This window comes from Niveispirillum sp. (genome assembly GCF_017996735.1).
Classification (GTDB): Bacteria; Pseudomonadota; Alphaproteobacteria; order Azospirillales; family Azospirillaceae; genus Niveispirillum.
In genome coordinates this window covers 1-15,497 of sequence record NZ_JAGOGJ010000146.1, presented here as the reverse complement: position 1 = coordinate 15,497, position 15,497 = coordinate 1, and the positions used below count along the sequence as shown (strand labels likewise).

Here is a 15,497-nt window from a genome sequence, read left to right as displayed (position 1 = left end):
GCCCGCGACCGTGAATTGACACAGCGGTCCGGATGAAAGCAACCTTGCCTCCCGCCCCGTAAACCGGGCATGTTTCCAATTGGTTGCCCGACTGGACATGGATGCGGGGCTGTGGTGGGATGCGCGGTCATCCGGATACGACTGTTGTTCCTGGCGTGCCTCCTGGCGCTGGTTGGAACCGTGTATCCGGCCGGCGCCGAACAGCTTGTGGCCGCCATTTCCGGGCAGGTCGCCGCCGATGACCCGCACGAGGCGCGCACCGGCGCCGATTTTCAATATTATGACCATATCTTCGATACGCTGGTTACCCGCGACGGTTTCGACGTAACCCCGCGTCTGGCCAGAAGCTGGTCCAGTCAGGATCACAAGGTCTGGAGTTTCCAGATCGACCCCGCCGCCCGCTTCTCCGATAACCGGCCGGTTACGTCCCGCGATGTCGTCTACAGCCTGTGCCGCTATCAGGCGCTGACCCGCCATATGGGGCGGGAAATGCTGGGGCTGACCCGCTTGACGGCGGAAACCGGGGGCCGCGTCACCATCACCCTCGAGGCTCCCTACCGACTGCTGCCCTCGGCCTTGTCACTGGTCTTCATCGTGGCGGCCCCCGATGGTGCCGGCGAAGGCCCGCTGGGCTGTGATGCGGCGCGGGTACAGGACACGCGTGGCAGCCCGCAGCAGGGCAGCGGCCCCTATATACCCGTGCCCGCCACTGCCGGCATCCTGCGGGAACAGCGGGTCCTGGCCCCCTCCCCCCATTGCTGGCGTGACTGCACGGTGTGGACACGGGTTGTTCTGTGGTCGGCACCCGATGCCCGGGACCGGCTGCGCCTGCTGGTCACGGGGCAGGCCGACATCATGGAGGATGTGATCCCCGTCCACCTTCCCTATATCACCAGGATGAAGGGGGTGACGCTGACGGAGCTGCCCACCGACCGGACCCTGGTGCTGACCTTCAACCTGCGCCCCACCCTGCCCGACGGACGGCCGAATCCCGCCGCTGACATACGGGTGCGCCAGGCCATCGCCTTGACACTGGACCGGCATGTGCTGGTTGAACGCGGACTGGAAGGGTTCGCGGGACCGGCCTGGCAATTGGCACAGCCGGGCATGGAAGGGTACCTGCCGGACCGGCCACAAACCATGCAGCCCGACCCGGCGCGCGGTCGTGCGCTGCTGGCCGAGGCGGGATTTGCCAACGGCCTGGACCTGCCCCTGCTATTGCCGATGACGCGCATCACCGACCGGCCGCGTGTGGCCGATGCCCTGGCCGGCATGTTGCGCGCCATCGGCATCACTCTGACCATCACCCCGGTGCCGGCGGCCGAATCCAGGGCGCGGGTGGCGGCCGGCGATTTCCAGATGATGTTCGCGGGCCTGGGCCTGACGGCCGGATCGGCGATGGAAGGATATGCCGCTGTCGCAGGCGCGGCCGAGAAGGACAGCATCTCCAACCCCAGCGGTTACCGCAACGCCCTGCTGGACAATCTGCTGTCACAGGCCCGGGGGGCGGAGCCGGCGGCAATCCCCGGCTTGACCCGGCAGGCCACCGCCATCCTGGATACTGACCTGCCGATGATCCCGTTGATGCATATCCGCGATCTGGTGGCCCATCGGGCCGGCCTGTCGCTGCATGCCCGCGACACGGCACGGGCCTTCGGCCGTATCGCCAGTCCCGCCGTCGCCGATGCCGGCGGCACCACCATCACCGGCCCGTGACGTGTTTTCAGCCCTTGCGGGCAGGGAAGATATGGGCCGCACCGGGGAAGGCGCGTGACCGTACCTCCGCCGCATATTCCGCCGCCGCCTTCGACACGCTCTCGCCCAACTCGGCATAACGCTTCACGAATTTCGGCGTGAAGCCACTGAACAGGCCCAGCATGTCGTCGGACACCAGTACCTGACCGTCACAGGCGGCGCTGGCACCGATGCCGATGGTCACGACCGGCACCTCTTCGGTGATCTGGCGGGCCAGCGGCTCAACCACGCCCTCCACCACGATGGAAAAGGCGCCGGCCTCCGCGATGGCCTTGGCGTCGCCCAGGATCTTGGCCTGTTCGGCATCCGACCGGCCACGGGCGCGGTAACCGCCCAGCGCGTTCACGGCCTGGGGCGTCAGGCCGACATGGCCCATGACCGGGATACCGCGGTGGACCAGAAAATCAACCGTCCCGGCCATTTCCTCCCCGCCTTCCAGCTTCACGGCCGACGCCCCCGTCTCCGCCAGGACACGGGCGGCATTGCGGAAGGCCTGGGCCGGGCTTTCCTGATAGCTGGCCCAGGGCAGGTCGACCACGATGCAGGCCTTGGATGACCCGCGCACAACGGCGGCGCCATGGTTGATCATCATGTCCAGCGTGACCGGCAGCGTGCTGTCCAATCCGTACAGCACCATGCCCAGACTGTCGCCCACAAGCAGGCAGTCGCAATGTTCATCCAGCAGCCGGGCCATGGACACGGAATAGGCGGTCAGGACCACAACAGGGTCACGGCCCTTGCGGGCGGCGATATCGGGTACGCTGACACGCTTCACCTGGGCGTTGGCACTCATGGCCTGTCTCCTCCGGTCCGCTTATTGTGCATTGCGAAATCCCGTACATCAGAACGGCAGGCAGGTAAAGCGCCGGCCCCATTGCCCGGCGGAGCCGGTGCCTGTAGGGTCGCAACCCCGACCCGCGCCCAGGTCATCTTGCCGGGCGGGGCGCACCCGCCCCATCTTCCCGGCCCATGCCATCACCATTTCCGTCCAGCCTCTTTCAAGGAACCATCATGGCCACCCATCGTTCCAAGGTCCTGATCATCGGCGCCGGCCCGGCCGGCTATACCGCCGCCATCTATGCCGCCCGCGCCAGCCTGGAGCCGGTGCTGGTGCAGGGCATGACGCCGGGCGGGCAGTTGACCATCACCAAGGACGTGGAGAACTATCCCGGCTTCGCTGACCCGGTCGAAGGCCCGCACCTGATGGAACAGATGCGCGCCCAGGCCGAGCGTTACGGCACCAAGATGTTCTACGACATCATCACCGATGTGGATTTCACCAAGCGCCCCTTCGTGTGCAAGGCCGACAGCGGCGATGAATTCGTGGCCGATGCCGTGATCATCGCGACGGGCGCCCAGGCCCGCTGGCTGGGCATCCCCGGCGAACAGCATTACCAGGGGGCCGGCGTATCGGCCTGCGCCACCTGTGACGGGTTCTTCTTCCGGGGCAAGGAAGTGGCCGTCATCGGCGGCGGCAATACCGCCCTGGAAGAGGCGTTGTATCTGACCCACCACGCCTCCAAGGTCACCCTGATCCACCGCCGCGACAGCTTCAGGGGCGAACGCATCCTGCAGGAACGCGTTGCGACCAATCCGAAGATTGAGGTCGTGTGGGACAGTGTGGTGGAGGAGATCCTGGGCCAGGGCGGATCGAGCTTCACCGACCCGAAGCTGGTGACGGGCGTGCGCCTGCGCAACGTGAAGACCGAGGCCGTCACCGATCTGTCGCTTGACGGCGTGTTCGTCGCCATCGGCCACGACCCGGCCACCAGCGTCTTCAAGGGCAAGGTGCGCATGGATGACGAGGGGTACATCGTCACCGATCCGGACAGCACCCGCACCGACATTCCCGGCGTTTTCGCCGCCGGCGACGTGAAGGACAAAGTGTTCCGTCAGGCTGTGACGGCCGCCGGCATGGGCTGCATGGCGGCCTTGGAAGTGGAACGGTTCCTGGCCGGCCACTGATTCGACATTACGGCCGGTGATCACGTGGAAACACCCCCGGATCGGGGGCGGATTCGCCCGCCGCCGATCCGGCACCGTCCCGATTCTACCACCTTTGCAGGGGGAATCCCTACCCGCTGATCGGTGAACTGTTGCAAGAACAATACGATAGCTAGCGGTAAATCGACATTTCGATGACAAGCCCTAGCATTGGCGGCGGGGGCTGTATATCATCCATGCGTCGGGCGCATTCCCGTGTCCGACCAACAGACGGGGCGCCTGGGACGTCTTCCGGCGTTCGGCAGTTGCGCCACTATCTAGGGACGGGTCCATGGACTGGGACAAGCTTCGCGTCTTTCACGCTGTGGCGGAGGCGGGCAGCTTCACGCATGCGGGGGAAACCCTGAACCTCAGCCAGTCGGCGGTCAGCCGGCAGATCAGCGCTCTGGAGGAAAGCCTCCATGTGCCGCTGTTCCATCGCCATGCGCGCGGGCTGATCCTGACGGAACAGGGTGAGTTGCTCTACCGCACCGCGCGGGAGGTATTTGCCAAGCTGTCGATGACGGAGGCCATGCTCTCCGAATCGAAGGAGCATCCGAAGGGCCCGCTGAAGGTCACCACCACCATCGCGCTCGGCTCCACCTGGCTGACGCCGCGGGTGAAGGATTTCCTGTCCCTGTACCCGGATGTACAGCTCACGCTGCTGCTTGATGACAATGAGCTGGACCTGTCGATGCGTGAGGCGGATATCGCCATCCGCCTGTCGGCCCCGCGCCAGCCGGATCTGATTCAGCGCCACCTGATGACAGTGCGCGTGCATTTGTACGCCCACAAATCCTACCTGGAAAAGCGCGGCACGCCGCAATCGGTTGCTGAGCTGGATCAGCATGATCTGATCGCCTATCCGAACGAGGCGCGGGCCCCGGTCAGCAATATCAACTGGGCCCTGCATGTCGGCGACCCGCCGGGCGGGGAACGCCACACGGCCCTGCGCGTCAACAGCCTGTACGCCATGTTCCGCGCTGTTCAGTCGGGGCTGGGTATCGCGTCGCTGCCCGACTATGTGGTCGACAACCAGCCCGATATCGTCCGTGTCCTGCCGGAAGTCAGCGGCCCGCGCATCGACGCCTATTTCGTCTATGCCGAGGAGCTGCGCCACTCCAAGCGCATCGCCGTATTCCGCGATTTCCTTGTGAAGAAGGTCGCTGAAACCTTCCCCGCAAGCCATGCACAAAACGCATAACTCAGGTTTGGCTTCACCCCTGGTATAATCAGCCGAGATGCATAAATCTTAGGCCATCGCTGCTGCGACGCAGCAGCGATGTTTCACCCCGATTTACCCGGTCGGGGTTGGGTCCTTGACCCAGCGTCTCCCAGACGTGAAGCCTCCCTGTTCAACTCGGCCGGAAACCTTCGGGTTTTCCGGCCGTTCTTTTTTCCGGCCCCCTATTCGGTACAAACGGGCCGGACTGCCTTGTCAGGCGGCAGCCTGTGTTCACTTTTTCGGCAGGTGGAGAAGGCATGCCCTGCGGCGGTGACAGTGCGCAGTTGCGGCGCCCACGCCAACGCGCAATTCCGTTACCCCGCCATCCGCGCTACCATGTGCGTGGATTACTGACCGCGCATCCACTGACGACACATCATGGCGATCAACGGCATCTCCAACGGCAACACAGGCAGCTATACCGCGCCGTCACCACCGGCCCCGGAAGGGGCGCCGGGCCGGCGTTCTGTGGCCCCTGCTCCGGCACCGCCACCACCACAACCGGCACCCGCACCGCAATTGCCGGATCGGAACCTGCCGCCGGTTCCCCCTGTGACTCTGGCCCCGGTGCAGCCGGTGCAATATCGCGGCTATATCCTCGACATCACGGCCTGAGCCGGACAGCCCGCATCGGTGGCTTTCCGTATCAGTGACGTCAGGCGCTTTGCTTGTGTTTGTCGGGGCTATGGGCACCCAGGGCCGGCGGATCGGACAGATCCCCTTCATGCGGCTTCACATCGACAATACTGAAGCCATTCTCCTCCGAAAACCGCATCAGGACCTTCCGCCGGGCCCGCGCCATGTCGGATGCGAAGAAGAACACATACCGCCCCTCATCCCACAATCGGGTGATGTTGCTGGGTTCCAGCGGCGATGCGACATCGGGCCGGCGGCGGACACAGATGATCCAACCCGTCTCAGACAGACCACGCCGTTCATCCATGACCAGAACGCGGCGGTCCTCCCCCTCCAACTGCTCGATCATGCGCTGCAGGTGGTCGGTGCGTGACTGCAACTCGTCCGCCTCGTGGCCGTCCTGGCCGGCCGTCAGGCGCTGCCCCAGGCTTTCGCGGGCCAGCGAGCGGATCTTGTTACTCAGCGCCTGTTGGCGGCGACGCAATTCGACAATGGCCTTCCGCGCCTCATGGATCGTGCGGTTGGCCTTGATCACCGTGGGCTTAACCGACAGGAAAACGATCATCAGCATCAGGCCAATGGCGAAGCCGCTCATACCGGCTCCATTTCCGGGTCGGCGGCGGCCGCCCCTTCCTCTTCAGATGAGTCGGTAGGCGCCGCAGCACCGGTCAGCGGCTGAGCATAGACCGCCTTGAAGCCGGAAGCCTTGGGATAGACACGTTCGAACTCGGCCTTCGCCTCCTCCGGCCCGCGCGCCCAGACATGCACAGGGCAAGGCTGGGCCCAGCTACTGTCATAGAAGGGATGGCGTTCCCCGCGTTTGACCTGATGCGAGACCGAACTGTTGATCACCAGGAATTCGAAGGGCTTGTTGGGGAACTGTTCCGCCCCGATCATACGCACGAAACGGTGGGGGCTGTTTTCCAACTCCCGTATCCGGCTTTTCAACTGCTTTTCATGGCGCTGGGCAGAGAACAGGTGGGTCGCGGCACCGGCGGCTGTATTCTTGCGGGCTTCCACCCGGTTGGACAGGCCGGTTGCGATGCGGGCGTAACGGGCCAGCCGCGCCCGCAAATCCATCTCATGCCCCTGCACCCGGATGACCTTGCCCCAGACATAGGCAGCCAGCGAGACAAGCACGTTCGCGGCCACCGCCGCCAGGAACGTGATCACCGCAAACCGGACCAGCTCTATGATGCCATTCAGCACAGATGCCTCGGACAGTATCGAACCGATTTATTGTAGTGAAAGTTTCAAATCCGTGAAAGGGGCAATAAACTAGGCCCAAATCGTATTCACACCATTGCGAGCAGGACTTGGGAGTGCCCCCGAAATTCTATTGCTGGTGGGAATCGTCGTCACGACACCATAGGGGTGGGACAGATGGCGCCTCTTGTCCACCGCCACCCTTGCGGTTTTGTGACCAGTGTGGGTGAATGGCGCTGATCCCGCCCGCCTGAGGAAACGCTTCATGGAACAGCGCATCACCCTGGTCACCCTGCGCGTCACCGATGTCGCGCGCTCCCGCGCCTTCTATGAAGGGCTGGGCTGGCAAGCCTGCGCGGGCAGCCAGTCCGGCTTTGCCTATTTCCAGATGGGGGGCATGGGACTGGGCCTGCTGGCGGCCGAGAAGTACGCGGACGAGATCGCGGGCGATGCCGGCAAGGTGACGTCCGGCCCCACCATGCTGGCCCAGAATGTCCGCGACAAGGCAGAGGTGGACCGTCTTGTCTCCTTCGCCCTGACCCAGGGGGGGCGGCTGGTCCGGGCCCCCGCCGACCAGTTCTGGGGCGGCTATAGCGGCATCTTCGCCGATCCCGACGGCCATTATTGGGAAATTGCGCTCAACCCCTACTGGCCCCTGGCCGAGGACGGGACGGTTACGCTGGCCTGAGGGTGGGGGCGATGGACATCCTGCTGAATGGCGCCACGCTGAAGGCCGATCCCGCCGGTGCCCTGTTCTGGCCCACGCGCGGCTGGCTGCTGGTCGCCGACCTGCATCTGGAGAAGGGATCGGCTTTTGCGCGGATGGGACAGTTCCTGCCGCCCTATGACACGGCGGCCACCCTGTCACGGCTGGAGATGCTCTGCCGGCATTGGACACCGACACGGGTCATCTGTCTGGGCGACAGTTTCCACGACCGGGATGCGGCTGCACGCGTATCGGATGCCGACGGGCGCCGCATCATCGCCCTGACATCGGCCCATGACTGGGTCTGGATCGCCGGTAATCACGACCCCGCCCCACCGCCGGGATGGGGGGGAACCGTCGTGACCGATGAACTCCGCGAAGGACCGCTTGTCCTGCGGCACGAGGCCGTGAAGGAGGCGGGCGCCGCCGCCGGGGAGATTTCCGGGCATTACCATCCCAAGGCAGCCACGCTGGTGCGTGGCAAACGGATCAGCGCACGCTGCTTCGCGGGTGACGGGCGGCGGATGGTGCTGCCAGCCTTCGGTGCCTATACGGGTGGGCTGAACGTGCTGGACCCTGCGATTTCAGGTCTGTTCCACCGGCCGTTCCAGGCCTGGATGCTGGGGACCGGTCGTCTGTTTCCCCTGCCCTGCACAAGGCTGTCCGCTGATGCGGCAACACGGCGGGAAAACGCGGCGGCGCGGGGCTGGACCTGAGCGAAAACCCCCAGGCACCTTTGGGGGAAGGCGCCTGGGGGGTCAAATGGGATGGCAGGCTACTCTGGGGGAGGGGGAAAAAACGCCGCCATCCGCAATGCAGGTATCTCTCCCGGCAACCGCGTCAATTGCCGGACAAAAAAATATTCCGTGCATCAGGATACAGGTCACGGGTGATCCAAACGGCGCAGCCTGACGTATCATCAGCAAAACCTGATGTTCAGACTACAGGCGCCGGCGTCCCGATGACCGATTCCCAACCCATCATTGTCTGGTTCCGCCAGGATCTGCGTGTCGCCGATAATCCGGCCCTGCACCATGCGGTGCAAAGCGGGCGGCCGGTTCTGCCCGTCTTTGTGCTGGATGATATGACGCCCGGCGTCTGGAAGACGGGCGGGGCCGCGCGCTGGTGGCTGCATCACAGCCTTATGCACCTGTCGGCCAGTCTGCGGGCCCTTGGCGCGCCCCTGCTGCTGCTGCGTGGGCCGGGTGACGCGGTGATCGGCGATCTGGCGGAACGGGTGGGGGCCGCCGAAATCGTCTGGAACCGCTGTTACGAACCCTTTGCGATCGAACGTGATTCGCGCCTGAAGGCGGCATTAAAGAGCCGGATCAAGGTCACCAGCTTCAAGGCCAGCCTGCTGAACGAGCCGTGGGAAGTGCTGAACGGCCAGGGCACCCCCTACAAGGTGTTCACCCCCTATTGGCGGGCAGCATTGGCCGTCACGGCGCCTGAACCGCCCCTGCCCGCGCCCGACCATCTGACCCCGTGGCCCGGTCAACCGACCGGTGACACGCTGACGGATTTGGCCTTGCTGCCCACAAAGCCGGACTGGGCGGGCGGGTTCCGCCGCACCTGGGCCGATGGGCTGGGCGTGGGAGAGGCGGCGGCCACCGCACGGCTGGCACAGTTCCTGACCCGGGGGGCCGCGAACTATGCCGCCGGCCGGGATATACCGGGTATCGACGGCACCTCCCGCCTGTCGCCGCATCTGCATTTCGGGGAGATTTCGCCCCGCCAGGTCTGGCACGCCGCGCGGTTGGCGGGTGACGTCGGCGGCGAAGCGTTCAAAGCACAGATCGACAGTTTCCTGCGGGAGATCGGCTGGCGGGAATTCTGCCACGCGCTGCTCTACCATTTCCCCACCTTGCCGGATCGGCCCCTGACCCCGGCATTCGAAACCTTCCCCTGGACCCGCGACGACAAGGCCCTGACCGCGTGGCAGCGGGGGCAGACCGGTTATCCCATTGTGGATGCCGGCATGCGGCAGCTCTGGGCAACGGGCTGGATGCATAACCGGGTGCGGATGATCGCAGGTTCCCTGCTGGTCAAACATCTGCTGTTGCCCTGGCAGGCGGGGGAGGACTGGTTCTGGGACACGCTGGTCGATGCCGATCTGGCCAACAATGCCGCCGGCTGGCAATGGATCGGCGGGTGCGGGGCCGATGCCGCCCCCTATTTCCGGGTGTTCAATCCCATGCTGCAGGGGGAGAAATTCGACCCTGACGGACGATATGTCCGCCAGTGGGTCCCCGAACTGAAACATATGCCGGATAAATATATCCATGCCCCGTGGACGGCACCGCCCGCGGTGTTGCGCGGGGCCGGGGTTACACTTGGCCGTGACTATCCCGCCCCCATCATCGACCATGCGCTGGGCCGGCAGCGCGCGCTGGACGCCTTTGCCACGATCCGTGGCGGCGATCCGGCACAGCCGGCCTGAAGGAAGGGTATTTCCATGAAGATCGCGGTTATCGGTGCCGGCATTTCGGGTCTCAGCGCCGCCTGGCTGTTGAACCGGCACGGCCATGACGTCACCCTGTTCGAACAGAACGGCTATCTGGGCGGCCATTCCAACACCGTGGACGTGACGGGCAAGAATGGGGAAACCATCCCCGTCGATACCGGCTTCATCGTGTTCAACGAGGCGACATATCCAAACCTGATCGCCCTGTTCGCGCATCTGGGCGTGCCCTCAATGCCCTGCACCATGAGCTTCGCCGTCAGCCTGGATCGTGGCCGCCTGGAATATTCCGGCAGCAATCTGGCCGGCATGTTCGCGCAGAAGCGCAATCTGCTCTCGCCCACCTATCACCTGATGCTGCGCGATATCGTGCGCTTCTACCGCGAGGCGCCGAAGCTTCTGCGCGACCCGCGTGGCGTCAACCTGACCCTGGGTGAATATCTGGATGCCGGCCGCTACGGCCACCGTTTCATCTATGATCACCTGCTGCCCATGGGGGCGGCCATCTGGTCATCGACCATTTCGGAAATGCTGGCCTTTCCGGCGCACAGCTTTGTCCGCTTCTTCCAGAACCATGGCCTGCTGAAGATCAAGAACCGGCCGCAATGGTTCACGGTGAAGGGCGGCAGCCGCGCCTATGTGCGCGTGCTGGCGGCCACGCTTGCGGGCCGTATCCATGCCGACCGCGCCATCATCGCCATGCGCCGCACGCCCACGGGCGTCATCTTGCGCGATACGGAGGGGCAGGAAAGCCAGTTCGATCAGGTGGTCATCGGTGCCCATGCCGATCAGGCCCTGTCGATGCTGACCGACGCGGATGAGGAAGAAAAACGCGTCCTCGGGTCCTTCCGGTATCAGTTGAACCGCGCGCATCTGCATCGCGACCCGGCCCTGATGCCCAAACGTCCCAAGGCGTGGTCGGCCTGGAACTATCTGGCCAACGGCACGCGCGACCGTAATGCCAGCGTGGCCGTGACCTACTGGATGAACGAATTACAGGGCATCGACGAGGCGAACCCCCTGTTCGTCACCCTCAACCCGATTCAGCCGCCGCGCCCGGAATACAAGATCAAGGAATTCATCTACGACCACCCGATGTTCGATGCCGCCGCCATCCGGGCCCAGGGGGAAATGGCGCGGATCCAGGGTGTGCGCCGCACATGGTTCTGCGGTGCTTATCTGGGCTACGGCTTCCACGAGGACGGGCTGTCGGCCGGTCTGGCCGTGGCCGAGGCGCTGGGCGCCAAGCGGCCATGGAGCGTGACCGACATGTCGCCCGCCGGCCGCAATGCACGGCCACTGAAGCCGTTCAAGGCAGCGGCGGAGTGACGGGGATGGCGGGAGAGGATGGCCAAGCCCACGCGCTGTACCATTGCCGGGTCTTCCATGCCCGGTACCGGCCCTTCCGGCATGCGTTCAATTATCGCGTCTGGTCGCTGCTGCTGGATATCGACCGGCTGCAGGATCTGCCCCGGCCCCTGACGCATAACCGTCCCGGCCTGCTGTCCATCCAGGATCGTGACCATGGGCGGCGCGACGGCTCCCCCCTGCGCCCCTGGGTGGAGGGACGCCTGGCGGAAAAGGGCGTGCATCTGGAAGGCGGGCGTATCCTGCTATTCTGCTTCCCGCGCGTGCTGGGCTATGGCTTCAACCCGCTGTCCATCTTCTATGGTTTCGGGCCGGATGGCGCCCTGCGTGGGGTGGTGTACGAGGTGAAGAACACCTTTGGCGACCAGCATTGCTATGTCATCCCCACGCCCGGCGGTCTGCTGGACCACGCCCATGCCAAGGAATTCCACGTCTCTCCCTTCTTCGATATCGATGGCGGCTATCGTTTCCGCCTGTCGCTGCCGGGGGACCGGATCAGCATCGACATCCGCTATGGCGACGATCAGGGTGAATTGCTGGTCGCCACACAGACAGGCGAACGCCGTCCGCTGACCACCCGCACCCTGTGGTCCGCCATTGCCCGCCATCCGCTGGTCACTCTGAAGGTGATCGCCGGCATCCATTGGGAAGCGCTGAAGCTCTGGCGCAAGGGGGCGCGGTTCCATCGCCGCCCCGAACCGCCGGTGCGTTTAAAGCCGCTTGCCGAACGCTCCGCCCGCTCCATCTCAACCACCGGCCAAACAATGGTGGAACCATGACCGAACAGACCGAAAGCCATCTCCTCGGCCTTGGCCAGACGGTAACCCATTACCGCCCTTCCCGCATGATGCGGCTGCTGATGTCGCTGGCACCGTCCATCCGGGTCGGGTCGCTGACCATCGTGCTGCCGGACGGACGCAGCCACCGGTTCGACGGTACGGAAACCGGCCCGCACGGTGTTCTCTATGTCCGCAACGACCGGCTGGCCCGGCGCATGTTGCTGGGCGGCAAGCTGGGCTTCTGCGAAAGCTATCTGGATGGTGACTGGACCAGCCCCGACGTGCCCGCCCTGTTCGAGATGGCCCTGCTGAATGAGGCGGAACTGGACCGCGCCATGAATGGCAAGGCCTGGGTCCGAGTGCTGAATTTCCTGCTGCACGCGGCCAAGCCCAACAGCAAATCGGGATCGAAGCGCAACATCGCCTATCATTACGATCTGGGGAACAGCTTCTATTGCCGCTGGCTGGACCCGTCCATGACCTATTCGGCGGCCGTCTATGACGACCTGGACAAGCCTGAGGCGCTATACGACGCACAGCAGCGCAAATATGCCGCCATCGCCGCCCGCATGGATCTGCAACCCGGTCAGCATGTGCTGGAAATCGGCTGCGGCTGGGGCGGGTTCGCCGAATATGCGGCCAAGGTGGTGGGCGCGCGGGTGACCGGGGTGACCATCTCCCAGGCGCAGCACGATTATGCCGTCGCCCGCATGCAACGGGCCGGCCTGTCCCACCTTGTCGATATCCGCCTGCAGGATTACCGCGACATCACGGAAACCTTCGACCGGATCGCCAGCATCGAGATGTTCGAGGCGGTGGGCGAGCGCTACTGGCCCACCTATTTCAATGCTGTGCATGAACGGTTGAAACCCGGCGGCAAGGCGGCCCTGCAGATCATCACCATCGGTGAGGATCATTTCGAGGGCTACCGCAAGGGCGCGGACTATATCCAGCGCTACATCTTCCCCGGCGGCATGCTGCCCAGCCCCACACGCCTGCAGGCGGAGGTGGAGGCGGCCGGCCTGCGCTTTGACAGCACGCAGAGCTATGGTCTGCATTATGCCCGTACCCTGCGCGAATGGCAGGTGGCGTTCCAGGCGGCCTGGCCCGAACTGAAGGACGGGTTCGACAACCGGTTCAAGCGCATGTGGGAACAGTATCTCTGGTACTGCGAGGCGGGGTTCAAGGTGGGCACCATCGATGTGGTGCATGTGGGCATCTCCAAGGGTTGAGCGCGGCCGATGCCGCCGCCGCTCCGCCACCTGATCGCCTATGCCCTGCCCGCCCTGCCACTGGCGGCCCTGGTCCTGCCGGTTTACGTGTTTCTGCCGTCGGCCTATGCGCAGGCGGGCCTGCCACTGGCCAGTATCGGCATCATCCTGCTGCTGTCCCGGCTGTGGGACGGGGTGACCGATCCGCTGGTCGGTGTTTTGTCGGACCGCACGGATACACGGTTCGGCCGGCGCAAACCCTGGATCGCCGCCGGCCTGCCCCTGACCCTGCTGTCGCTCTGGTTCCTGATGGTGCCGGGCGACGGGGTGGGGCCGGTCTATCTGCTGTGCTGGTCCTTTGCCCTGTTCCTGGGCTGGACCATGATGATCGTGCCGCTGACCGCCTGGGGTGCCGAACTGTCAGGCGATTACCATCAGCGCACGCGCATCGCGGGTTTCCGCGAAGGCGCCACCATCATCGGCACGGTGCTGGCCCTGTCCCTGCCCTTCGCCGCCGGTGCGGGGGCAGCGGGACAGGAACGGGAAGCCTTGCGCCTGCTGGCCCTATGCATCCTGTTGCTGCTGCCGACATTCACAGTAATCGCCCTGGTTGCCGTTCCCGAATACAGACTGCCACCCAAGCCGCCATTGAAATTCCGGCGCGGCATGAAGGTGATTTTTGCCAATGGGGCTTTCCGGAAACTGATCGCGGCCTACCTCATTAACGGCATAGCAAACGGCCTGCCCGCACAACTTTTCCTTTTCTTCGTTCAGCATGTGCTGGGTGAAGGGGAAAGGGCCGGCCTGCTGCTTCTCTCCTATTTCGCATCAGGTCTTCTGGCGGTGCCGCTGTGGTTATGGTTGAGCGGGAAATACGGCAAGCATGTTGTCTGGCGCTGGGCGATGATCTGGAATATCGCCTGGTTCCTGACCGTGCCATTGCTGGGGCCAGGGGATTTCACGGCCTTCCTGATCGTCTGTGTGATGACGGGCATGTCACTGGGCGCCGACCTGATCCTGCCGTCCGCCATGCAGGCGGATGTGGTCGATCTGGATACGGCGCGCACCGGTCAGGCCCGCACGGGCCTGTACTTCGCCTTCTGGGGTCTGGCGACAAAGCTGGCCACGGCACTGGCGGCGCTGGGCCTGACCGTGGTGGGACTGTTTGGTTTCGACGCGATCACGGGCGGAACGGCCACGGGGCAGACAGCCCTGCTGGCCCTTTACGCCCTGGTTCCCGTCCTGTTCAAGATCGCGGCCATCGCCATCCTGTGGCGCTGGCCCATCGATGCCGCGACACAGGCCGCCCTGCGCGCCCGCATCGCCGCACGCACCTGACCCTTTCCCCCCGAAACCTGACGCGGAGAGCGCCATGTTCCGCCGCCTTTTCATCCTGGCCGGGCTTTGCCTGGCCCTATCCGGGTGCACCAACATGAAGCCCGAACAATTCGCCAATCAGAAACCCGCCCTGGCGCTGGAAGATTATTTCCAGGGCCAGACCCGCGCCTATGGCATCGTGGAGGATCGGTTCGGCAATGTCCGCCGCACCTTCACCGTCGATATCAAGGGCGAATGGGACGGCAACGTCCTGACCCTGACCGAGGATTTTGTCTGGAACGACGGAGAACTGGAACAGCGCATCTGGCGCCTGACCCGCGACGCCGCCAGTCCCGACAACTGGACCGGCACCACCGCCGACGCCATCGGCCCGGCCAAGGGCCGGGTGTCGGGCAATGCCTACAACATGGTCTATGACTTCAACCTGAAAATGGATGGCAGCCGGACCAAGGTGCGTTTCGACGACTGGATGTTCCTGATGCCGGACGGCGTGCTGCTGAACCGTGCCACCATGAGCAAGTTCGGCATCCACCTGGCCACCGTCACCATCGCCTTCCGCAAGGACGTGCCGGCGCGCGAAGCGGTAAAGGCGGCGGAGTGATACCAGCATCAGGCGATACAATCCGTTTTTGACTTTACGCCTTGCTGTCCCTCACCCTCCCATCGCTTGGCAGCGATGGGCCCCTCCCTTTCCCACCTTCGTGGGCGAGGGGTGAAACATCGAGGATATGCCTGTTTTCGCCCCTCGCCCGCCTGAGGGAGAGGGAGGGGCCCATCGCTGCCAAGCGATGGGAGGGTGAGGGACAGCGGGCTGGTTACCCAAAACGAA

General features: G+C 64.6%; 15 protein-coding genes. 12 read left to right on the top strand and 3 right to left on the bottom strand.

Translation table 11 applies throughout. The features are described 5' to 3' along the window. The first annotated feature begins 144 nt into the window (after nt 1-144). Nucleotides 145-1,716, top strand: coding sequence for an ABC transporter substrate-binding protein (locus KBA48_RS28030; RefSeq protein WP_292911996.1), 1,572 nt, complete (start codon nt 145-147; stop codon nt 1,714-1,716). A gap of 7 nt (nt 1,717-1,723) precedes the next feature. Here the strand turns inward: KBA48_RS28030 and panB are convergent, their stop codons facing one another. Next, a complete protein-coding gene (panB, locus tag KBA48_RS28025; protein ID WP_292911995.1) occupies nt 1,724-2,548 on the bottom strand; it encodes a 3-methyl-2-oxobutanoate hydroxymethyltransferase in 825 nt (274 codons plus the stop codon). Between the two features lie 218 nt (nt 2,549-2,766). Here panB and trxB point away from each other — a divergent pair, with 218 nt between their 5' ends. The 3 genes from trxB to KBA48_RS28010 all read left to right on the top strand — a co-directional run bounded on the left by trxB (nt 2,767) and on the right by KBA48_RS28010 (nt 5,578). Next, complete coding sequence (gene trxB / locus KBA48_RS28020; protein ID WP_292911994.1) at nt 2,767-3,720, top strand: thioredoxin-disulfide reductase; 954 nt, start codon at nt 2,767-2,769, stop codon at nt 3,718-3,720. Nucleotides 3,721-4,030: 310 nt separating this feature from the next. Next, nucleotides 4,031-4,942 carry a LysR family transcriptional regulator gene (locus tag KBA48_RS28015; RefSeq protein WP_292911993.1) on the top strand — a complete coding sequence of 304 codons (912 nt, stop codon included), beginning with the start codon at nt 4,031-4,033 and terminating at the stop codon, nt 4,940-4,942. Between the two features lie 399 nt (nt 4,943-5,341). Next, nucleotides 5,342-5,578, top strand: coding sequence for a hypothetical protein (locus KBA48_RS28010; protein WP_292911992.1), 237 nt, complete (start codon nt 5,342-5,344; stop codon nt 5,576-5,578). A 40-nt stretch (nt 5,579-5,618) separates the two neighbouring features. Here the strand turns inward: KBA48_RS28010 and KBA48_RS28005 are convergent, their stop codons facing one another. Together KBA48_RS28005 and KBA48_RS28000 are read right to left on the bottom strand one after the other, a co-directional pair. Further along, nucleotides 5,619-6,194 (bottom strand): hypothetical protein, encoded by a 576-nt coding sequence (locus KBA48_RS28005; RefSeq protein WP_292911991.1) that lies wholly within the window; start codon nt 6,192-6,194, stop codon nt 5,619-5,621. Beyond that, nucleotides 6,191-6,808, bottom strand: coding sequence for a hypothetical protein (locus tag KBA48_RS28000; protein WP_292911990.1), 618 nt, complete (start codon nt 6,806-6,808; stop codon nt 6,191-6,193). Before KBA48_RS28000 ends, KBA48_RS28005 begins: the two co-directional genes overlap by 4 nt. 262 nt (nt 6,809-7,070) lie before the next feature. On the opposite strand from KBA48_RS28000, the gene KBA48_RS27995 reads away from it, so the two are divergent. From KBA48_RS27995 to KBA48_RS27960, 8 genes are all read left to right on the top strand, one after another. After that, on the top strand, nt 7,071-7,493 hold the full coding sequence (locus KBA48_RS27995; protein WP_292911989.1) for a VOC family protein: 423 nt from the start codon (nt 7,071-7,073) through the stop codon (nt 7,491-7,493). 11 nt (nt 7,494-7,504) lie between these two features. Then, nucleotides 7,505-8,227, top strand: a complete 723-nt coding sequence (gene pdeM / locus KBA48_RS27990) for a ligase-associated DNA damage response endonuclease PdeM (protein WP_292911988.1) — start codon at nt 7,505-7,507, stop codon at nt 8,225-8,227. A gap of 245 nt (nt 8,228-8,472) precedes the next feature. Then, nucleotides 8,473-9,951, top strand: a complete 1,479-nt coding sequence (locus tag KBA48_RS27985) for a deoxyribodipyrimidine photo-lyase (RefSeq protein ID WP_292911987.1) — start codon at nt 8,473-8,475, stop codon at nt 9,949-9,951. A 15-nt stretch (nt 9,952-9,966) separates the two neighbouring features. Further along, nucleotides 9,967-11,301, top strand: a complete 1,335-nt coding sequence (locus tag KBA48_RS27980) for an NAD(P)/FAD-dependent oxidoreductase (protein ID WP_292911986.1) — start codon at nt 9,967-9,969, stop codon at nt 11,299-11,301. 5 nt (nt 11,302-11,306) lie between these two features. Then, nucleotides 11,307-12,119: a DUF1365 domain-containing protein gene (locus KBA48_RS27975; RefSeq protein ID WP_292911985.1), complete on the top strand. Its 813-nt coding sequence runs from the start codon at nt 11,307-11,309 to the stop codon at nt 12,117-12,119. Then, a complete protein-coding gene (locus tag KBA48_RS27970) occupies nt 12,116-13,351 on the top strand; it encodes a cyclopropane-fatty-acyl-phospholipid synthase family protein (protein ID WP_292911984.1) in 1,236 nt (411 codons plus the stop codon). Before KBA48_RS27975 ends, KBA48_RS27970 begins: the two co-directional genes overlap by 4 nt. Nucleotides 13,352-13,360: 9 nt before the next feature. After that, nucleotides 13,361-14,668 carry an MFS transporter gene (locus KBA48_RS27965; RefSeq protein ID WP_292911983.1) on the top strand — a complete coding sequence of 436 codons (1,308 nt, stop codon included), beginning with the start codon at nt 13,361-13,363 and terminating at the stop codon, nt 14,666-14,668. A gap of 34 nt (nt 14,669-14,702) precedes the next feature. After that, the gene (locus tag KBA48_RS27960) at nt 14,703-15,269 is read left to right on the top strand and encodes a DUF3833 domain-containing protein (RefSeq protein ID WP_292911982.1); all 567 of its coding nucleotides are present in this window, start codon (nt 14,703-14,705) and stop codon (nt 15,267-15,269) included. Nucleotides 15,270-15,497 lie beyond the last annotated feature (228 nt).